The organism is Streptomyces sp. adm13(2018) (genome assembly GCF_008042145.1).
Taxonomy (GTDB): domain Bacteria; phylum Actinomycetota; class Actinomycetes; order Streptomycetales; family Streptomycetaceae; genus Streptomyces.
Genome location: NZ_RDBH01000141.1, coordinates 786,104 through 805,537, shown reverse-complemented (window position 1 = coordinate 805,537; position 19,434 = coordinate 786,104). Strand labels below are relative to the sequence as shown.

General features: G+C 72.9%; 15 protein-coding genes and 1 pseudogene. 9 read left to right on the top strand and 7 right to left on the bottom strand.

Annotated elements, in window-relative coordinates:
* Positions 1 to 29 precede the first annotated feature (29 nt).
* From EAO70_RS31820 to EAO70_RS31805, 4 genes are all read right to left on the bottom strand, one after another.
* Positions 30 to 1,139 carry a monodechloroaminopyrrolnitrin synthase PrnB family protein gene (locus EAO70_RS31820; protein WP_261993137.1) on the bottom strand — a complete coding sequence of 370 codons (1,110 nt, stop codon included), beginning with the start codon at positions 1,137 to 1,139 and terminating at the stop codon, positions 30 to 32.
* 86 nt (positions 1,140 to 1,225) lie between these two features.
* Positions 1,226 to 2,677 (bottom strand): MFS transporter, encoded by a 1,452-nt coding sequence (locus EAO70_RS31815; protein ID WP_148006252.1) that lies wholly within the window; start codon positions 2,675 to 2,677, stop codon positions 1,226 to 1,228.
* A complete protein-coding gene (locus EAO70_RS31810; RefSeq protein ID WP_148006251.1) occupies positions 2,674 to 4,104 on the bottom strand; it encodes a 4-hydroxyphenylacetate 3-hydroxylase family protein in 1,431 nt (476 codons plus the stop codon). The genes EAO70_RS31815 and EAO70_RS31810 overlap by 4 nt, the downstream gene beginning before the upstream one ends.
* A gap of 225 nt (positions 4,105 to 4,329) precedes the next feature.
* Complete coding sequence (locus EAO70_RS31805; protein WP_148006250.1) at positions 4,330 to 5,313, bottom strand: AraC family transcriptional regulator; 984 nt, start codon at positions 5,311 to 5,313, stop codon at positions 4,330 to 4,332.
* A 117-nt stretch (positions 5,314 to 5,430) separates the two neighbouring features.
* Between EAO70_RS31805 and EAO70_RS31800 the strand changes: the two genes are divergently transcribed.
* The 6 genes from EAO70_RS31800 to EAO70_RS31775 all read left to right on the top strand — a co-directional run bounded on the left by EAO70_RS31800 (position 5,431) and on the right by EAO70_RS31775 (position 15,477).
* On the top strand, positions 5,431 to 6,357 hold the full coding sequence (locus EAO70_RS31800) for an SDR family oxidoreductase (RefSeq protein WP_187284119.1): 927 nt from the start codon (positions 5,431 to 5,433) through the stop codon (positions 6,355 to 6,357).
* Positions 6,358 to 6,722: 365 nt separating this feature from the next.
* On the top strand, positions 6,723 to 8,717 hold the full coding sequence (locus EAO70_RS31795; RefSeq protein ID WP_261993136.1) for an alpha-1,4-glucan--maltose-1-phosphate maltosyltransferase: 1,995 nt from the start codon (positions 6,723 to 6,725) through the stop codon (positions 8,715 to 8,717).
* Positions 8,714 to 10,408 (top strand): maltose alpha-D-glucosyltransferase, encoded by a 1,695-nt coding sequence (gene treS, locus EAO70_RS31790; protein ID WP_148006248.1) that lies wholly within the window; start codon positions 8,714 to 8,716, stop codon positions 10,406 to 10,408. Before EAO70_RS31795 ends, treS begins: the two co-directional genes overlap by 4 nt.
* A 246-nt stretch (positions 10,409 to 10,654) precedes the next feature.
* Positions 10,655 to 12,040 (top strand): maltokinase N-terminal cap-like domain-containing protein, encoded by a 1,386-nt coding sequence (locus EAO70_RS38580; RefSeq protein WP_261993135.1) that lies wholly within the window; start codon positions 10,655 to 10,657, stop codon positions 12,038 to 12,040.
* Between the two features lie 56 nt (positions 12,041 to 12,096).
* Positions 12,097 to 14,403 (top strand): 1,4-alpha-glucan branching enzyme, encoded by a 2,307-nt coding sequence (gene glgB, locus EAO70_RS31780; RefSeq protein WP_410091589.1) that lies wholly within the window; start codon positions 12,097 to 12,099, stop codon positions 14,401 to 14,403.
* Positions 14,404 to 14,565: 162 nt separating this feature from the next.
* Positions 14,566 to 15,477 (top strand): ScbA/BarX family gamma-butyrolactone biosynthesis protein, encoded by a 912-nt coding sequence (locus EAO70_RS31775; RefSeq protein WP_148006247.1) that lies wholly within the window; start codon positions 14,566 to 14,568, stop codon positions 15,475 to 15,477.
* Here the strand turns inward: EAO70_RS31775 and EAO70_RS31770 are convergent.
* From EAO70_RS31770 to EAO70_RS31760, 3 genes are all read right to left on the bottom strand, one after another.
* Complete coding sequence (locus tag EAO70_RS31770) at positions 15,452 to 17,698, bottom strand: HelD family protein (protein ID WP_148006246.1); 2,247 nt, start codon at positions 17,696 to 17,698, stop codon at positions 15,452 to 15,454. The genes EAO70_RS31775 and EAO70_RS31770 overlap by 26 nt on opposite strands.
* Positions 17,699 to 17,854: 156 nt before the next feature.
* Complete coding sequence (locus EAO70_RS31765; protein ID WP_148006245.1) at positions 17,855 to 18,193, bottom strand: thioredoxin family protein; 339 nt, start codon at positions 18,191 to 18,193, stop codon at positions 17,855 to 17,857.
* Positions 18,194 to 18,201: 8 nt separating this feature from the next.
* Complete coding sequence (locus EAO70_RS31760; protein WP_148006244.1) at positions 18,202 to 18,654, bottom strand: MerR family transcriptional regulator; 453 nt, start codon at positions 18,652 to 18,654, stop codon at positions 18,202 to 18,204.
* A gap of 166 nt (positions 18,655 to 18,820) precedes the next feature.
* On the opposite strand from EAO70_RS31760, the gene EAO70_RS38250 reads away from it, so the two are divergent.
* The 3 genes and pseudogenes from EAO70_RS38250 to EAO70_RS39720 all read left to right on the top strand — a co-directional run bounded on the left by EAO70_RS38250 (position 18,821) and on the right by EAO70_RS39720 (position 19,423).
* Positions 18,821 to 18,967 carry a hypothetical protein gene (locus tag EAO70_RS38250; protein ID WP_187284118.1) on the top strand — a complete coding sequence of 49 codons (147 nt, stop codon included), beginning with the start codon at positions 18,821 to 18,823 and terminating at the stop codon, positions 18,965 to 18,967.
* A gap of 53 nt (positions 18,968 to 19,020) precedes the next feature.
* Positions 19,021 to 19,131: pseudogene (locus tag EAO70_RS39725) on the top strand (aldo/keto reductase); the annotation flags it as partial.
* Between the two features lie 82 nt (positions 19,132 to 19,213).
* The gene (locus tag EAO70_RS39720; RefSeq protein ID WP_261993134.1) at positions 19,214 to 19,423 is read left to right on the top strand and encodes a hypothetical protein; all 210 of its coding nucleotides are present in this window, start codon (positions 19,214 to 19,216) and stop codon (positions 19,421 to 19,423) included.
* Positions 19,424 to 19,434: the final 11 nt, after the last annotated feature.

Sequence of the window (19,434 nt, the reverse complement as noted above, 5' to 3'; positions counted from 1 at the left end):
GGGACATGACGACTGCTCCTTCGGCGCCGCTACGCGGCCGACGGCCCGACGGGGGCCCCTGCGGGACTGCGCCGCACGGTCGCGCGGCGCACCATGGTCTCGTTCTCCCTGGTCAGGTCCAGGATGGAGCGCAGCAGCGCGACGGGGGCCCCGCCGCTGCCCTCCTCGTACAGCCGGGTCTCCTCGTGGTAGGCCTTGCGGGCGATGCCGAGGTGCCGGGCGCGGAAGGTCTTCAGGAGGCGCAGGACCCGGCCGAGTGCCTCGGCCGAGGCGGTCAGGGAGGGCGGCAGCCGGTCGGCGCCCTCCCAGCTGACGGCGGCGGAGAGCTTGCTGACCGCCGACACCCCGCCGCGGTGCCGGGCGTGGAAGGCGCGCCAGGCGGGCAGCGCGTAGGGCACGGACTCGGTGAGGAAGGCCTGGTAGGCGGGGTCGGAGCGGTCGCACTGCCAGAGCGTCAGGTCGACCAGCCAGAGCGGGACCTGTGCGGCGGCCGGTCCGAGGTAGTCGCGGCCGTCGATCTCGACCTCCTCGTAGTAGGGGCGCAGGACGGTCGCGAAGAACTCCGGGGGGACCTGGGCCACCGTGAGGTCGATGGCGTCGACCATGGCCCGTACGTGGCGGGCCACCCGGTCGAGGGCGGTGGCGAAGCCGGGGTCGTACGGTTCGAGTCGGGCGACCCGGCCGCAGTCGTCGAGGGCGGCGACGAGGCCGGGGAAGACCATCCGTACGGCGTCCTGGAGGCGGGCCTCCGTCGGGTGGCCGGTGTAGGTGCGGCGGCGGGGGCCGGGCGGGTTCCAGGTGGTGTAGTGGTGGACGGTGTCCCGGGGGATCATGTCGGTGCGGCGGCCGAGGAGTTCGAGGACGGGCAGGGCCTCGGGGACGGCGGCGAGGGGCTGGACGCCGTGCCGTTTGAGCGAGCCGAGAAGGATGCCGAGGTCGCGCATGGCGGCGAGGGCGTGGCCGACGCTCCACTGGGCGGCCCGTTCGGGGTCCGGCACGAGGGCGCGGAGGGCGACGGTGAGGGCGGCGACGTCGGCGTCGGCGTTCATGGCGGGGACGGCGGCGAGGAGTCCGTCGGCGCCCAGCGGGTCGGCGGTGCGGATGTCCTCGGTGTGGTGGCGCGGGTCGCCCAGCTGCACGGGGTTCCTCCTGTTCGGGGCTCGGTTCGCCGGAGAGGAACGGCTCACCCGCCGGTGGTCGGGGGGCAGTGGTTCGGTGCGGGCGGTCAGCGGCGGTCGGTGGCCCGTCTTCCGGCCGGTGGGGTCGGGTCCGGTCTGGGCGGTCGGGGCGATCGGGGCGGGTGGAGGCGCAGGGAGGCGAGGGCGGCCGCGGCGGCGAAGGCGGCGCCGGTGAGCAGGGCGGCGCGGTGCCCGGCCGTCTCGGCGGCGGCCCGGGTCGCGTCGACGGCCTCCGTACGGCCGGTGGCGACGGCGACCAGGACGGCGAGGCCGAGGACGGAGCCGAACTGCTGGCTGGTGTTGACGAGTCCGGAGGCGAGTCCGGTCTCCTCGGTGGTGGCGTCGGCCGTGGCGGCCACGTTGGTGGTGACCATGACGAGCGGCAGGGCGACGCCCAGGACGAGGCTGGGGGCGAGGACCGTGTCCGCGAAGCCGCCGTCGGGGGTGAGGGCCAGGGCCAGCCACAGGGTCCCGCCGCAGAGCAGGACGAAGCCCAGGGTCATGGTCCGGTGCAGGCCGATGCGGAAGATGATCCGGCCGGTCTGCGGGGCGACGGCGACGACGACGAGCGAGAGCGGCAGCAGGCCGAGGCCGCCGCCGAGGGGCGACTGTCCGAGTACGTCCTGGAGGTAGAGGCTGACCAGGAAGAACATCGGGAACAGGGTGGTCTGGGCGAGGGCGGCGAGGGTGTTGGACAGCCGGAGCGCGGGCCGGTGCAGCACGGCCGGCGGGACGAGGGGCGCGGCAGCCCGCCGTTCGACGGCGGTGAAGGCGAGCAGCAGGGCGAGGCCGGCTCCTCCGGCGCCGAGGGTGTGGGCGGAGAGCCAGCCGGCCTCGGCCGCGCCGACCAGCGCGTAGGCGACGAGTCCGAGGCCGGCGGTGGCGGTGAGCGCCCCGGCGAGGTCGAAGCCGCCCGGACCGGCGGGCCGGGTGCGGCGGTCCAGGACGCGGAGGGCGAGGGCGGCGAGGACGGCGGCGAGCAGGACGTTGAGCCAGAAGGTGGCGCGCCAGCCGAGGAGGTCGGTGACGACGCCGCCGAGGACGGTGCCGAGGACGCCGCCGAGTCCTCCCATCGCGGCGAAGGTGCCGAGCGCCCGGTGCCGGGCCGGTCCGTCGGGGTGGAGCAGGAGCAGCAGGGCGAAGGCGGCGGCCGCGGCGAGCGCGGCGCCGACGCCCTGGGCGGCGCGGGCGGCGACGAGGGCGTCGGTGCCGGGGGCCAGGCCGCCGGCGGCGGAGGCGGCGGCGAGCAGGCCGAGGCCGCCGAGGAACACCCGCCGGTGGCCGAGGAGGTCGGCGACCCGGCCGCCGAGGAGGAGCAGTCCGCCGAAGGTGATGAGGTAGGCGTTGGCCACCCAGGAGAGTCCGGCGGAGCCGGCGGCGAGGTCGTCGCCGACGGAGGGCAGGGCGACGTTGACGATCGCGGTGTCCATGATGAGCAGGAGCTGGGTGGCGGCGAGCAGGGCGAGTGCCCCGCGCCGTGGTGCCGGTGCCGTCGTCACCGGGTGGTCCCGAGGCCGTAGCCGTCGAGGCAGGCCTGGGCGAGCTCCTCGCAGTCCTCCGCGGCGCCGGCCCGGGTCTGCATGGTCAGGTAGACGTGCGGGGCGCCGTGGTAGAGGCGCTCGTACTGCTCGTGGCGTCCGGCGAACTCGGAACCGAGGGCGTCCCAGGCCAGTTTGAGGAGTTTGACGCGGTCCTCGGCGGGGTGGTCGCGGGTGCCGAAGTAGCGGCGGACGAGGGGCCCGAGTTCGGGGTGCAGGAGGTCGTGTCCGCTGGCGGGGAGCTGGACGAGGGCGCCGCCCGCGAGGAGCCGGATGTCCTGGACGGCGCGCGGGTAGAGCTCGCCGGCCATGATCCGCTGGGCGTAGGAGATGTCCTGGCCGGGGCGGACGCCGCCGCGGCCGCCGTCGACCTCCTCGTACGAGGCCTCGGCGGCGAGCACGAAGGCCTTGGCCTGGGCGACCGCGCCGAGGAGCCGGCCGACGGCCTGGGTGACGGGCGGCAGTTCGTCGGTGCCGTTCGAGCGGGTGATGAGGATCGCGAGTCCGGTGAGGAACTCCAGCTTGGTCCAGAAGCGGGTCGCGGACTGGTGGACGAAGTTGAGGTAGGCGGGCGTCTGCCACCAGATCGCGCCGGTGGTGGCCGGGTCGCGGTGGGTGAGGACCCGTTCCCAGGGGACGAAGACGTCGTCGCAGACCAGCATCGCGTCGTTCTCGTCGTACCGGGAGGACAGCGGGTGGTCGTAGACGGTCCGGGCGCGTTCCTCGTAGGAGGTGCGGGAGATCAGTGTGAGGCCGGGGGTGTCGGCGCGTACGGCGAAGGTGACGGCGTGCTCGGTGTCGTCGGGGGCGAGCGGTTCGATGGTGCCGACGAGGATCTCGTCGGCGAAGACGGCGCCGGTGCCGACGGTCTTGGCGCCGCGGACGACGATCCCGCCGTCCCGTTCGGCCACGATCCGCAGGGCGAGGTCCTCGCCGCCGTGGCCGGGGGCCGGGTTGCCGAGGGTGAACGCGCAGTGCAGGTCGTCCTCGGCGATCCGGCGGTGGAGGGCGAGGGCGTGCTCCGCGCCGTCGAAGGTCTCGCCGGTGAAGACGGCGGGCGCGGCGGCGAACCCGGCCGCTCCGGCGGCCATGTAGTCGGGGGTGCGGCCGAGGAAGCCGAAGCTGGCGCGGGCCGTGGTGCGGAAGGCGCGGCGGCGGGCGACGAGGTCCTCGTAGGAGCGGGGTACGGAGGAGGCGCGGCGCACCCCGTCCCGGACGAGGACGGGGTGGTGGGCGGGGTCGTCGGCGAGGTCGTAGAGGCCGGCGAAGGAGGCGGCGGTGGACCGGAAGGCCGGGTGGGCGGTGACGTCCGCGACCCGTTCCCCGTCGAGCCAGACCTCGCGCCCGTCGCGCAGTCCCTCCAGATACTCCTGTCCGGACCTCGTCACGGATGTGTCGCCTCTCCTCGGGTGTCACGGCATTGCCGGTCCCGAGCCTGTCCGGGGGGACCCGTCCGGACAATGAGCGTCCGGCCAGGGGTCCTTATGAACCGGCCAGGGAGTCCCGAAGATGTCAGGTCGGGGGCGCCGGGGCGCCGTGGCCGTCCGCCGGCGGGCTCCTTGAGGACGGCCGCGGTGCCCCCGGGGGTCCTTCGGGAGGGCCGGGCGGTGCCGTCAGGCGGCCCGGTCGGCTCCCGCCCGGTACTCCCCCGGGGTCACTCCGAACCACTTGCGGAAGGCCAGGTGGAAGCCGACGGCGCTCTGGTAGCCGACACGGGCGGGCACCGCCGACTGGGGGACGCTGGTCTCGCTGAGGAGCCGGCCGGCCTCGTGCATCCGGCGGGCGGCGAGGTAGCGGGCCGGTGACTCGCCGACCAGGTCGCGGAAGGAGGCGGTGAACGCGGAGCGGGACATGCCGACCTCGCGGGCGAGGGAGTCGATGGTCCACGGGTCGGCGAAGCGGGTGGCCATCATGACGACGGCGCGGCTGATCCCGGGGTGCCGCAGCAGCGGCAGCGAGGCCGGGTTGCCGGCGAGTTCGCGGAGCAGTGGCCGGAGGGCCAGGACGAGCGCCATCTCGAAGGCCCGGAGGGTGATGAGCCGGTCGCCGGGGCCGACGGGCCGGTCGGGGGCGGCCAGCAGCCGCAGGGTGTCGCGGAGCAGCGGCTCGCGGTCGACCTGGGGGGCGTCGAGGACGAGGGCCCAGGGCAGCGAGGTGTAGAGGCCGGTGGCGGCGCTGGCGTCGTAGTGCAGTCCGGCGCAGAGCAGGCGGCTCGCGGGGCCGCTGCCCTCGATGACGATCTCGCCGGAGGTGCCGGGCTGCCGCTCGGGCAGGACGGCCTTGAGCGGGAGGCCCTGGCGCTCGGGCCGGTCGGAGAGGCGGTGTGCGGTGCCGGTCGGGAAGACGACGAGGTCTCCGGCGTGGAGCTCGACGGGGGCCTCGTCCTCGGTGGTGATCCAGCAGCCGCCCTCGACGACGTAGTGGAGGACGGCGCAGCTGTGTTCGGCGTCGCCCTCGATGGCCCAGGGGGCACGGACGTGCCAGCGGCTGTCGAAGACCCCGGTGAGCCGGAGTGGTGTGAGCAGTTCGCTCAGCAGGTCGTCCTGCTGGTCCCGGTCGGGCTGCTGTGCGTGACGGTCGGTTCCCACGATTGCCATGGACGATCCTTCAACTTCCGCCCCGGTTTGTTAATTGAACGGCCGAAGCCGTGGCGGCGAGCCTGGAACGACGCCGACACGACAGCCGGGAAAGTCTATCGAAGGGCCTCAGAACACATGTCCAGTGAGAATCCGATGCGGGTGGCGGTCGTGGGGGCGACGGGGTTCCAGGGGGGTGCGGTGGCGCGTCTGCTGGCGGAGCGGCAGCACGGGGTGCGGACGCTGACGCGGCGGGCACCGGCCGACCGGCCGCCGCTGCCGGGGGCCTTCTTCCTCTCCGGCGATCTGGGCCGGCCGGCGGACGTGCGACAGCTGTTCGAGGGCACGACGCACGCGTTCATGACGATGCCGCTGGTGTACGAGGGCGACCTGGTGGAGGCGTACGCGCGGAACGTGGCGGAGGCGGCCCTGGACGCGGGGACGGAGCGGCTGGTGTTCAACTCCAACACCCGGATCCCGCTGGGGCCGACAGACGTGGCCGCCTTCGAGACGCGGAGGCTGGCGGAGCGGGTGCTGCGGGACAGCGGGGTGCCGCTGGTGGTGATCCGGCCGCCGGTGTACCTGGACAACCTGTTCTCGCCGTGGAACGGGCCGTCCCTGGTCGACGACGGGGTGCTGGCCTATCCGCTGCCGGCCTCGGCGCGGACGGCGTGGCTGTCGCACCGGGGGCTGGCGGAGGCGGCGCTGGCGGCGCTCACCCGGGAGGACCTGGAGGGCCGGACGTTCGACATCGGCGGCGCGCGGTCGCTGACGGGCGGGGAGCTCGCCGAGGCGTTCGGCCGGGGGCTCGGCCGGGCGGTGCGGTACGAGGAGCTGGATCCGGCCGCTTTCGAGCGGGGTCTGGCCGGATTGCTGGGCCCGCGGACGGCGGCCGGAGTCGCCGGGATCTACCACTTCATGGCGAGCGGGGCCGATCCGCTGCTGATGGCCGACGACGACGGCGTGTCCACGGAGGTCCTGGGTCTCGAACCGGCTCCGGTGGAGGAGTGGGTGGCCCGTCAGCCCTGGCAGGTGTGGTCGTCGGACACGTCTCCGCGGCACTGATCACGTCCTGGGCGAAACGGCCCCGTCCCGTCCGGGACGGGGCCGTTTCCGTGCCGGGGGCGGGAGGGCGGCGGAGAACGGCGCGGATCTTTCCCTGTCCGGTGTCCGGGGTTGCCGCCTCGGCTACGTCCTAGTAGTTAACAAAGCGCCTGGATTGCCCGACCGAAGACCGTGGAAGGCTTTTGCGGTACCCCCTCGAACCCGTCTCTCCATGCCCCCTCTTCATCCCTGTGAACCCGCCATCCGAGTGAACGCGGACAGGAGCGGCCATGCCCGCAACCCGTCGGCCGTCGACGGAGCTAGAAAGAGCGCACAACCACCACCCGCACCCCCGTAACCCGTCAGGTGATGCTGTGAATCCGCTCATGGGACGCATTCCCGTGCTGGACGTACGCCCTCTGGTCGACTGCGGCCGGCGCCCCGCGAAGGCGGTGGCCGGAGAGTCCTTCGAGGTGACGGCGACCGTCTTCCGCGAGGGCCACGACGCCGTCGCCGCCAATGTCGTGCTGCGCGGTCCGTCGGGCCGCCCCGGTCCCTGGACGCCGATGCGCGAGCTGGCGCCGGGCACCGACCGGTGGGGTGCCGAGGTCACCCCGGACGCCGAAGGCCTGTGGACGTACACCGTCGAGGCGTGGAGCGATCCGGTGGCCACCTGGCGCCACGTCGCGAAGATCAAGATCCCGGCCGGGATCGACTCCGAGGTCGTCCTCGCCGAGGGCGCCGAGCTGCACGAGCGGGCCGCGAAGGGGGTGCCGAAGAAGGGCGGAGCCCGGGAGGCGGTGCTCGCCGCCGCGGACGCGCTGCGCGACGCGTCCCGGCCGGCCGCCGCCCGTCTCGCGGCGGCCCTGAGCCCCCGGGTCGTCGAGTCACTCGACCGCCACCCGCTGCGCGAACTGCTGTCCGCTTCCCCCGCGTTGCCCCTCCGGGTGGAGCGTGAGCGCGCCCTGTACGGCTCCTGGTACGAGTTCTTCCCGCGCTCGGAGGGCGTGCGGACGGTCAAGGGCCGTACGGTCCCGGGCACCTTCCGCACGGCCGCCGAGCGGCTCCCGGCGGTGGCCGCCATGGGCTTCGACGTGGTCTACCTGCCGCCGGTGCACCCGATCGGCGAGACCCACCGCAAGGGCCCCAACAACTCCCTCTCCGCCGCGCCGCACGACGTCGGCGTGCCGTGGGCGATCGGCTCGCCGGAGGGCGGCCACGACGCGCTCCACCCGGACCTGGGGACCTTCGAGGACTTCGACGCCTTCGTGGCGCGGGCCAGGGAGCTGCGGCTGGAGATCGCGCTGGACTTCGCGCTCCAGTGCTCCCCCGACCACCCGTGGGTGGAGAAGCACCCGGAGTGGTTCCACCACCGTCCGGACGGCTCGATCGCGTACGCGGAGAACCCGCCGAAGAAGTACCAGGACATCTACCCGATCGCGTTCGACGGGGCCGCCGACACCATGGACGCGATCGTCGCGGAGACGGTGCGGATCCTGCGGCTCTGGATGGACCACGGGGTGCGGATCTTCCGTGTCGACAACCCGCACACCAAGCCGGTGGTGTTCTGGGAGCGGGTGATCGGCGAGATCAACGCCGCCGACCCGGACGTGATCTTCCTGGCGGAGGCCTTCACCCGGCCGGCGATGATGCGGACCCTCGGCGCGATCGGCTTCCAGCAGTCGTACACGTACTTCACCTGGCGGAACACCAAGGAGGAGCTCACGGAGTACCTGACGGAGCTCTCGGGCGAGACGGCGGCGCAGATGCGGCCGAACTTCTTCGTGAACACCCCGGACATCCTGCCCGGCTACCTCCAGAAGGGGGGCCGGCCGGCCTTCGAGGCCCGCGCGGTGCTCGCGGCGACGCTGTCGCCGTCCTGGGGCATGTACGCCGGGTACGAGCTGTGCGAGGGCACCGCGGTGCGGGACGGGAGCGAGGAGTACCTCGATTCGGAGAAGTACCAACTGAGGCCGCGTGACTGGGAGTCGGCGGAGCGGGCCGGAAGAACGATCACTCCGCTGATCACCACGCTGAACCGGATCAGGCGCCGTCACCCGGCGCTGCGGCGCCTGCGGAACATCACGTTCCACGACGCCGACAACCCGCAGGTGATCGCGTACAGCAAGCGTTCGGGTTCGAACATCGTTCTGGTGGTCGTCAACCTCGACCCGCACCACACCCAGGAGGCGACGCTCTCGTTGGACATGCCGGAACTCGGCCTCGACTGGCACGAGACCGTGCCGGTGCGCGACGAGCTCACCGGCGAGACCTATCACTGGGGCAGGGCCAGCTACGTGCGCCTGGAACCGGGCGTCACGCCCGCGCACGTCCTCGTCCTGCGACCGTCCCCGCAGACCGGAGGGTCACCCGTCTCATGACTGTCAACGAGCCCGTCCCCGACACCTTCGAGGACACCCCCGCCAAGGACCGCGATCCCGACTGGTTCAAGCGGGCGGTGTTCTACGAGGTCCTCGTCCGCTCCTTCCAGGACAGCAACGGCGACGGAGTCGGCGATCTGAAGGGCATCACGTCCAAGCTGGATTACCTCCAGTGGCTGGGCGTGGACTGCCTCTGGCTGCCGCCGTTCTTCAAGTCCCCGCTGCGCGACGGCGGCTACGACGTCGCCGACTACACGTCGGTGCTGCCGGAGTTCGGCGACCTGGCCGACTTCGTGGAGTTCGTCGACGCGGCCCACCAGCGCGGGATGCGCGTGGTCATCGACTTCGTCATGAACCACACGAGCGACCAGCACGAGTGGTTCCAGGAGTCGCGGCGCGACCCCGAGGGGCCGTACGGCGACTACTACGTCTGGGCCGACGACGACAAGCAGTACGCCGACGCCCGGATCATCTTCGTCGACACCGAGTCCTCGAACTGGACCTTCGACCCGATCCGCAAGCAGTACTACTGGCACCGGTTCTTCTCACACCAGCCGGACCTCAACTACGAGAACCCGGCGGTGCAGAAGGAGATCCTGTCCGCCCTGAAGTTCTGGCTCGACCTGGGCATCGACGGCTTCCGGCTCGACGCGGTGCCGTACCTGTACCAGCAGGAGGGCACCAACTGCGAGAACCTCCCCGCGACCCACTCCTTCCTGAAGCGGGTCCGCAAGGAGATCGACGAGCACTACCCGGACACGGTGCTGCTGGCCGAGGCCAACCAGTGGCCCGAGGACGTCGTCGACTACTTCGGGGACTTCGGCTCCGGCGGCGACGAGTGCCACATGGCGTTCCACTTCCCGGTGATGCCGCGGATCTTCATGGCCGTGCGCCGCGAGTCCCGCTACCCGGTCTCGGAGATCCTGGCGAAGACCCCGGCGATCCCCTCCGGCTGCCAGTGGGGCATCTTCCTCCGCAACCACGACGAGCTCACGCTCGAGATGGTCACGGACGAGGAACGCGACTACATGTACGCGGAGTACGCCAAGGATCCGCGGATGCGGGCCAACATCGGCATCCGCCGCCGCCTCGCCCCGCTGCTCGACAACGACCGCAACCAGATGGAGCTGTTCACCGCGCTGCTCTTCTCGCTGCCGGGCTCCCCGGTGCTGTACTACGGCGACGAGATCGGCATGGGCGACAACATCTGGCTGGGCGACCGCGACGGCGTCCGCACGCCGATGCAGTGGACCCCCGACCGGAACGCCGGCTTCTCCTCCTGCGACCCGGGACGGCTGTATCTTCCGGCCATCATGGACCCGGTCCACGGCTACCAGGTCACCAACGTCGAGTCGGGGATGACCTCGCCGTCCTCACTGCTGCACTGGACGAAGCGGATGATCGAGATCCGCAAGCAGAACAGGGCGTTCGGGACGGGCACGTACACCGAACTCCCGGCGTCCAACCCGGCGGTACTGGCCTTTCTCCGGGAGGACGGCGACGATCTGGTCCTCTGCGTGAACAACTTCTCGCGGTTCGCGCAGCCGACCGAACTCGATCTCCGGCGCTTCGCCGGAGCCCAGCCCGTCGAGCTGATCGGCGGGGTGACGTTCCCGGCCATCGGCCAGCTTCCCTACCTCCTCACCCTTGCGGGACACGGCTTCTACTGGTTCCGTCTCAAGAAGGGCTGACCGCCGGTCGGTTCTGATTCGTCCGAGGTGGGACGGTTTCCTCCCGTCCCGCCCTGGGCACTGTGACCCACACACGTTTCACCGCACGATTCAGGTCCATCCGGGCCTTCTTGCCGGGCCCATACGGATCTTCCCCCTCCGACACGTCCCGCACATCCGGACAGCCCCAGCCGCCATCCGGGACACTCTGCGCATTTGAACGCATACGACAGTTCTCTGCGCGCCCCGGGGAAAGGACGCGATGCCATGCCGGAGACCGCATCCACCACCCGGGCCCCGGACGCCCTCCTTCCGTCCCTCGCGCCCCTGCTCCACGAATGGCTGCCCCGGCAGCGCTGGTTCGCGGGCAAGGGCCGACGGGTCACCGGATTCACGCTGGACGCGGCCACCGAGCTGCTGCCCCTGGACGGCGCGGGACCCGGCCTTCTCCATCTGCTCGTACGGGTGGAACAACCCGGCCGGCCGGCCGGAACGCCCGCCGACTGCTACCAACTGCTCCTGGGCGTACGGACCCAGCTGCCCCCCCGCCTCGCCCCCGCCCTGATCGGGCGGATCCGGCAGGGGCCGCTCGCCGGACGCGCCGTGTACGAAGGGCTGCGCGACCCGCGGCTCGCCGGCCTCCTCTACGAGCGGCTGCGCAGCCCGGGCCGGACCGGCCCGCTGCGCTTCCACGCCACCACGGAGCTGCCGGCCGCCCTCGCCCCCCGGGTGCTGGACGCCGAGCAGTCCAACTCCTCGCTCGTCTACGGAGATTCGTTCATCCTCAAGATCTTCCGCCGGGTCAGTCCGGGGGCCAACCCCGATCTGGAGCTCCCCCTCGCCCTCGCGGGCGCCGGGTGCGCCAGGGTCCCGGAACCGGTCGCCTGGTTCGAGTCGGGCGCGGCGACGCTGGGCGTCCTCCAGCCGTACCTCCGGGACTCCCGCGACGGCTGGCGGCTCGCGCTCGACGCGCTCGCCGACGGACGGGACTTCGCCGCGGAGGCGCGGGCGCTCGGCCGGGCCACGGCCGAGGTCCACCTGGCGCTCGCGGAGGCGCTGCCCACGCGGCGGCTCGGCCGCGACGAGACCGAGCGGCTGGTGGCCGCCATGGACCGCCGGCTGCACACGGCGGCACAGGCCGTGCCGGCGCTGCTGCCGTTCGTCCCCGGGCTGCGCGCCGTCTTCGCGGCGGCGAGCGGCACGGCGGGCGCGGGGGTGGTCCAGCGCATCCACGGCGACCTGCACCTCGGGCAGACCCTGCGCGGGTCCGACGGCGGCTGGGCCGTCATCGACTTCGAGGGCGAGCCGGCGAAGTCGCTCGACGAACGGCGCAGCCCGCAGCACCCGGTGCGGGACGTGGCCGGCATGCTCCGCTCCTTCGACTACGCGGCCCGGACACACCGGCCGTGGAACGCGGACTGGGCGGCGGGGAGCCGGGCGGCGTACTGCGCGGGCTACGCGGAGGCGGCGCCGCCTCCGCGTAGCCCGCGCAGTACGCCGCCCGGCTCCCCGCCGCCCAGTCCGCGTTCCACGGCCGGTGTGTCCGGGCCGCGTAGTCGAAGGAGCGGAGCATGCCGGCCACGTCCCGCACCGGGTGCTGCGGGCTGCGCCGTTCGTCGAGCGACTTCGCCGGCTCGCCCTCGAAGTCGATGACGGCCCAGCCGCCGTCGGACCCGCGCAGGGTCTGCCCGAGGTGCAGGTCGCCGTGGATGCGCTGGACCACCCCCGCGCCCGCCGTGCCGCTCGCCGCCGCGAAGACGGCSCGCAGTAGCAGCACGACCGGCAAGGCAGGCAAGGCAGCCGCGCCCCCGGCGCCCCGGCCGGCGCCACCGCTCGATCCGGGCGACCGGTCCCGGCTGCTCGCCGGAGAGCATCACGACCCGCACGGCGTGCTCGGCGCGCACCCGGTCCGGGGCGGCGTGGTGGTCCGGGTGCTCCGCCCGTGGGCGAAGGAGGTGACGGTCCTGGCGAAGGGCCGCCGGATCCCGCTCCGGAGCGAGGGCGACGGGCTCTTCTCCGCGCTGCTGCCGCTGCTCCGCAAGGTTCCCGCGTACGAGCTGCGCGTCCGGTACGAAGAGGGTCAGGACGAGCTCGCGGTCCACGACCCGTACCGCTTCCTGCCCTCCCTCGGCGAGCTCGACCTGCATCTGATCGGCGAGGGCCGGCACGAGGAGCTGTGGACGGCTCTGGGGGCCCACCCGATGACCCACGACGGGGTCGCCGGCACCCGCTTCGCCGTCTGGGCGCCGAACGCCCGCGGCGTCCGCGTCACGGGGGACTTCACGCACTGGGACGGCACGGCGCTGCCGATGCGTTCGCTGGGTGCGACCGGTGTGTGGGAGCTGTTCGTGCCCGGGATCGGCGAGGGCGCGCTGTACAAGTTCGACATCACGCGGCCGGACGGGACGCACACGGTCCGGGCGGACCCGATGGCCCGCCGCACCGAGTGCCCGCCGAACACCGCGTCGATCGTGACCGCCTCGCACTACAGCTGGGGCGACGCGGAGTGGATGGCCCGGCGGGGGACCCGGCCGCCGCACGAGTCGCCGATCTCGGTGTACGAGGTGCATCTGGCGTCCTGGCGGCCGGGGCTGGACTACCGGCAGCTGGCCGAGCAGCTGCCCGCGTACGTCCGGGACATGGGGTTCACCCACGTGGAGCTGATGCCGGTCACGGAGCATCCCTTCGGCGGTTCCTGGGGCTACCAGGTCACCGGTTTCTACGCGCCGACGGCCCGGATGGGCACGCCCGACGACTTCAGGTTCCTGGTGGACGCGCTGCACGCGGCGGGGATCGGGGTCCTGATGGACTGGGTCCCGGCGCACTTCCCGAAGGACGACTGGGCGCTCGCGGAGTTCGACGGCAGGCCGCTGTACGAGCACGAGGACCCGCGCCGCTCGCACCACCCCGACTGGGGGACGCTGGAGTTCGACTACGGCCGCAAGGAGGTGCGGAACTTCCTGGTGGCGAACGCCGTGTACTGGTGCCAGGAGTTCCACATCGACGGGCTGCGGGTGGACGCGGTGGCGTCGATGCTCTACCTGGACTACTCGCGGGAGCACGGCGAGTGGCTGCCGAACGAGTACGGCGGCCGGGAGAACCTGGACGCGGTGGCGTTCCTCCAGGAGATGAACGCGACGGTGTACCGGCGCTGCCCGGGGATCGTGACGTTCGCGGAGGAGTCGACCGCCTGGGACGGGGTGACCCGGGAGACGGACCAGGTGGGGCCGGGCGGCTTCGGCGGTCTGGGCTTCGGTATGAAGTGGAACATGGGCTGGATGCACGACTCGCTGGAGTACGTGCAGAAGGAGCCGGTGCACCGGAAGTACCACCACCACGAGATGACGTTCTCGATGGTGTACGCGTACAGCGAGAACTACATCCTGCCGATCTCGCACGACGAGGTGGTGCACGGCAAGCGGTCGCTGGTGTCGAAGATGCCGGGCGACTGGTGGCAGCAGCGCGCCACCCACCGTGCGTACCTGGGCTTCATGTGGGCCCACCCCGGCAAGCAACTCCTGTACATGGGTCAGGAGTTCGCGCAGGGGGCGGAGTGGTCGGCGGAGCACGGGCCCGACTGGTGGCTGCTGGATCCGGCGTACGGGGCGGAGCCGGACCACCGGGGCGTCCAGGACCTGGTCCGGGATCTGAACACGGTCTACCGGGACACGCCCTCACTGTGGGAGCGGGACACGGCGTCGGACGGCTTCCAGTGGGTGGTCGGCGACGCGGCCGAGGACAACGTCTTCGCGTTCCTGCGTCTCGACGCGTTCGGCTCGCCGCTGCTCGCGGTCTCGAACTTCTCGCCGGTCGTCCGGCACGACTACCGGCTCGGGGTGCCGGACGCGGTGGTGGCCTGGTCGGAGGTGCTGAACACGGACGCCGGGCGGTACGGCGGCGGGGACGTGGTGGGGCGCGATCCGGTGAAGGCCGAATCGGTTCCGCACCACGGGCGCACGGCCAGCATCCGGATGACGCTGCCGCCGCTGGCGACGGTCTGGCTGCGGCCCGCGTGACGGCCGGAGGGCGCGGCCCGGAGCCGGCAAGGCGGTAAAGAGCGCCACCTGTCCGATAAGTGACGCTCATTCAGTTGATCGTTCACGCGTTCGGGCAAATCGCCCGCCGTTCGGCTATGTTCGCTCTCCAGATCAGGCCGACAGGTCCAGACGGGCGGGCACATGACGCAGGACACCATCGAGCGGCGCCTGTCGCCGCAGCTCTGCCACCGGGTGCGCGGCGAGGACACCTTTCCCGTCGAGTGGCGACCGCTCGACGGGAAGGAGCGCTTCGCCGTACGGGCCAACTGGCCCACCGACCACCCGTTCTTCACCCCGCTCCGCCGGGGCGGCGAGCGGTGTCACGACCCGCTCATGGTCGTCGAGACCCTGCGGCAGGCCACGATGGCGCTGCTGCACTCGGTCCACGGGCTTCCGCTGAACCGGCACATCCTGCTCAGCGAGATCTCGCTGAGCTGCGATCCGGCCGGGCTCGACATCAGGGGCGGCGATCCGGACATCGAGGTCCGGTTCGCCGAACTCGTGGTACGTGGTGGCCAGTTGACCGACATGCTGGTGGACTGGACCGTCCGGCGGGGGGCGGACGTGGTGGCGACGGGCGGCTCCCGGGCCCGCTTCGCCGGCGGCGCCGCCTACCGCAGGCTGCGCGGCGGACACCTGGAGGCCGGGGTCGTGCGCCCCGACCCGTGGACCCGCCGCGCCCCGGCGCCGCTCGCCGGGCGGTCGAGGGTCGACGACGTCCTCCTCGCCCCCACCGGCCGGGAGGGGGTGTGGGAGCTGGTCGTCGACACCGACCATCCCACCCTGTTCCAGCGGCCCAACGACCACATACCGGGGATGCTCTTCCTGGAGGCGGGCCGGCAGGCCGTCTCGGCGGCCGTGTGGCCGCGTCCGTGCCTGCCGGTCGCCCTGCGGATCGCCTTCGACCGGTACGCCGAGTTCCACGGCGGTCCCTGTCTGCTCCGGGCGGTGCCCGCGGCCGGCGAGGGGGCCGCGGACACGGCCGGGGCGTTCGAGATCACCGGCTACCAGGACGGCGCGCGGCTCTTCACCTGCGAGCTGCGGACCGGATGATCCCGAGCCGCTGGGTCGCCCGGGTGAGCGCCACGTACAGGTCGTTCGTCCCGTGCGCGGCCCCGGCCACGACGCCCTCCGGGTCGACCACCAGCACCGTGTCGAACTCCAGGCCCTTCGCCTGCCGGGGGTCGAGGAGCACGACCGGCCGGGTGAGGTCGGGCGCCCGGCCGTACGCGGCGTCCGGCAGCGCGGCGATCAGGCCGGGGTGCAGCTCCGGCGGGGCGATCACGGCGATCCGTCCCTCCTCGCGCAGCTCGGTCGCGACCGCGTCGGCGGCCTCCTTCACCGGGTCGTCCACGGTGCGGTCCCAGGGTTCCACCCCGGTGGACCGCACCGAGCTCGGCGGCTCGAAGTCCGGGTCGTCGGCCCGTCGCACCGCTGCCGCGACGGCCATGATCTCGGCGGGCGTGCGGTAGTTGACGCCGAGGCGGACCAGTTCCCAGCGGTCCTGCACGTACGGGCTGAGGATCCGCTCCCAGGCGCCGACGCCGGCCGGGTCGCCGGTCTGGGCGGGGTCGCCGACCAGCGTCATCGAGCGGCTGGGGCTGCGGCGCATGAGGAGCCGCCAGGCCATCGCGGAGAGCTCCTGGGCCTCGTCGACGATGATGTGCCCGAAGGCCCAGGTGCGGTCGGCGGCGGCGCGTTCGGCGGCCGTGCGGTGGTCGGCCTCCTCGTGGCGCTCGGCGAACCGCTCGGCGTCGATGATGTCGTGGGCGGAGAGGACCTCGGAGGCGTCCTTGTCGTGCTCCTCCTTGTCCTCGAACTCGTAGGTGCGGGAGGCGAAGGAGACGTCGAGGACGCCCTGCGCGTACTGGATCTGCTTCTGCCGTTCGGCCTCCTGGGCGGCCCGGGCCGCCGAGTCGTCCTCGCCGAGGAGTTCGGCGGCCTCGTCGAGCAGCGGCACGTCGGCGGGCGTCCAGGCGCCGCCGTCGCGCCGGATCGCGCGGAGGTCGTCCGCGTCGGCGAGGTGGGTGGGTTCGGCCAGGTAGTCGGCGAGGAAGTCCCGCGGGGTGAGCGCCGGCCAGAGGGTGTCGATCGCCGCGTACACGTCGGGGTTCCCCGCGATGCCCTTGGCGAGCAGGGCGATGTCGTCCGGGCCGAGGAAGTTGGGGCCGCCGTACGGGTCGGCGCCGATCCGGTCGGCGAGCTGCTCGGCGAGCGCGTCGAGGATCCGGAAGACGAAGTAGGGGCGGGCGAGGTTGTGCGGGAGGGCCGTCTCGCGGGCCTTGTGGCGGGCCTCCAGGGCCATGTCCCAGTCGATGACCAGGTCGCCGTCCTCGTGCGGGACGATCAGCGGTTCGCCGCGCCCGGGGACCTGCTGGCGGTCGCGGACCGCGGCGGCGAGCGCCTCGGCCATGGCGGCCGAGCCCTTGACGGCGGCGGCCCGGGGCGTGTCGGTGCCGGTGGCCCGGACGCCGGGGAAGAGTTCGGCGGGGGTGGCGAGGAGGACGCCGGTCTCCCCGAGCGACGGCAGCACGTTGCCGATGTAGCCGAGGAAGGCGGGGTTGGGGCCGACGATGAGGACGGCCCGCTTGGCGAGCTGCTCGCGGTGCGCGTAGAGCAGGTAGGCGGCGCGGTGCAGGGCGACCGCCGTCTTGCCGGTGCCTGGGCCGCCCTCGACGACCAGGACCCCGCGGTGCGGGGACCGGATGATGGCGTCCTGCTCGGCCTGGATGGTCTGCACGATGTCGTGCATCCGGCCGGTGCGGGCGGCGTCGAGCGAGGCGAGCAGGACCTCGTCGGCGTCCCGGCTCTCGTGTCCGGTGCGGGTGGCGTCGGCGAGGTCGAGCACCTCGTCGTGGAGGGCCGTGACCGTGCGGCCGAGGGTGCTGATGTGCCGTCGGCGGGAGAGCCCCATCGGCTCGTACCCGGTGGCGAGGTAGAAGGGCCGGGCGACCTCGGCGCGCCAGTCGACGACCAGCGGGGTGCGGTGCGCGTCGTCCTCGCGGATGCCGAGCCGGCCGATGTGGTGGTCGCGCCCGTCCTGGAAGACGAGGCGGCCGAAGCAGAGCCCGCTCTCCCCCGCGTTGAGCGCGGCGAGCAGCCCGGACTGCTCGGCGACCAGGACGTCCCGTTCGAGCCGGCCCTGGTTGCCGCCGACGCCCGGGGTGCGCAGGGCGCGCTCGACGGCGGCCTCGGCCTGGTCCCTCAGGTCGTCGAGGCGGGCGTACAGATCGGTGATGAATTGCTGTTCGTTCCGAAATTCCTCGGTTGACAATTCGACTCCCGGCGCGATACAGTGCGTTTATTGAACTTCTCTGCGCCCGTACTGATTTCGGGCGCAGAATCCATTAATATACGCGATGAAATACCCCGACTGTCAATTCTAGTCGGGGTATTTCCGTATGCCCTGCCGGAAGGCGGCCGTTCCGTCCTACCCCAGGGCGTCCTCCAGGTCCTGGAGGAGGCGGCGCTTCGGGCGGGCGCCGACGATCGCCTTCACCGGCTCGCCCGCCCGGAAGACCATGAGGGTGGGGGTCGCGAGGACCCCGTACGCCGTCGTGGTCCCCGGGTTCCGGTCGACGTCGATCTCGACGATCCGGAGTCGCTGCGCCTCCTCCGCCGCGAGGGCGGCCAGCACCGGGGTGAGCTGCCGGCACGGCCCGCACCACTCCGCGGTGAACTTCACCAGGACCGGCCGCTCGGCGGCCAGCACCTCCGTACCGAAATCGGCGTCGGTGACCTCGGCCACCTCTCCCGTGTGTGCCGTCATGCCTGTCGTCATGCCTGTCGTCCCTCCGTCGTCGCCGTCGTCGCCGTCGTCGCGGCGTCCCCGTACCGTTCCGCATCGAGCTCGCACCGGGGTTCCGGGCCGTGCGGCAGCTCCGCCTCGGCCCGCAGCAGCTGGGCGCCCACCTCGGCCCGCACCGCCCGCAGCTGGTCGATCAGCCCGTCCAGCTCGGCGACCTTCCGCCGGTAGACGGCGATCGACGCGGGACAGGAGTCCCCCGCCGGGTGCCCGGCGCGCAGGCAGTCGACGAACGGCCGCGTCTCCTCCAGCTCGAACCCGAAGTCCTGCAGGGTTCTGATCTGCCGGAGGAGGCGCAGGTCGCCCTCGTCGTAGGTGCGGTGGCCGTTCTCCGTGCGCCGGGCGGCCAGCAGGCCACGGGACTCGTAGTAGCGAAGAGTCCGTGTGGTCGTGCCGGCCCGCTCGGCGAGCTCTCCGATGCGCATGCGCCGAACGTACGCCTTGACGCCGACGTCAAGGCAAGAGCCGGTGCCGCCTGGGCCGGTCCCGGGTGGCCGGGGGCTGTGGTCAGGGCCGGTCCCGGGTGGCCGGGCCCGCGGTCAGGGCAGGTCTCGGTCGGCGGGGTCCGGCGGCAGGAGCGGCTTCCGGGAGGTGACGAGGAGCGAGATCTCGCCGTTCTCGTTCGCCCGCTCGTACGCCGTGGACAACTCCCCTCCGGTCGGCCTCGGTTACGCCTTCTCCCACTCCTCCTCCTGGCTCGCGGACGCGGTGGCCGAGACGGTCGGCGGGGCGCGGTGAACCGCTTCCGGATGCTGGGGGACGTACGGGTGGGGGCCGTCGGGCTCGGCACCATGCCGCTCTCCGTCGAGGGCCGGCCGCACGAGAGGCGGGCCGTGGCCACCGTGCACGCCGCGCTCGACGCGGGCGTGACCCTGCTCGACACCGCCGACTCCTACCACCCGCCGGGCGGCGCGCCCGGGGAGGACGAACGGCTCGTGCGCCTCGGCCCAGGAGGAGGACCCGGAGTTCGGGGCGCTCCACCGGGTGGCGCGGGCGCGCGGGGTCAGTCCGCAGCGGGTGGCGCCGGCCTGGCTGCTCGGCCGCTCGGACACGGTCCTGCCGATCCCGGGCGCGAGCCGACCGGAGTCGGCACGGGACGTCTCGGCGTCCGGGGCGGTGTTGCAGGAGGGCGCCCCCGGTTGGGAGGGCGCCCTTCCCTCCGGCCCCGGATCCGGCTCAAGGCCCGGGACCTGACTGTGGGGGGC

Coding starts and splice junctions, on each gene's coding strand:
- EAO70_RS31765 (WP_148006245.1), bottom strand. CDS start 18,193: ATGACGGCACACACGGGAGAGGTGGCCGAGGTCACCGACGCCGATTTC.
- EAO70_RS31775 (WP_148006247.1), top strand. CDS start 14,566: ATGACGCAGGACACCATCGAGCGGCGCCTGTCGCCGCAGCTCTGCCAC.
- EAO70_RS31795 (WP_261993136.1), top strand. CDS start 6,723: ATGGGACGCATTCCCGTGCTGGACGTACGCCCTCTGGTCGACTGCGGC.
- EAO70_RS38580 (WP_261993135.1), top strand. CDS start 10,655: ATGCCGGAGACCGCATCCACCACCCGGGCCCCGGACGCCCTCCTTCCG.
- EAO70_RS31800 (WP_187284119.1), top strand. CDS start 5,431: ATGTCCAGTGAGAATCCGATGCGGGTGGCGGTCGTGGGGGCGACGGGG.
- EAO70_RS31760 (WP_148006244.1), bottom strand. CDS start 18,654: ATGCGCATCGGAGAGCTCGCCGAGCGGGCCGGCACGACCACACGGACT.
- EAO70_RS31805 (WP_148006250.1), bottom strand. CDS start 5,313: ATGGCAATCGTGGGAACCGACCGTCACGCACAGCAGCCCGACCGGGAC.
- treS (WP_148006248.1), top strand. CDS start 8,714: ATGACTGTCAACGAGCCCGTCCCCGACACCTTCGAGGACACCCCCGCC.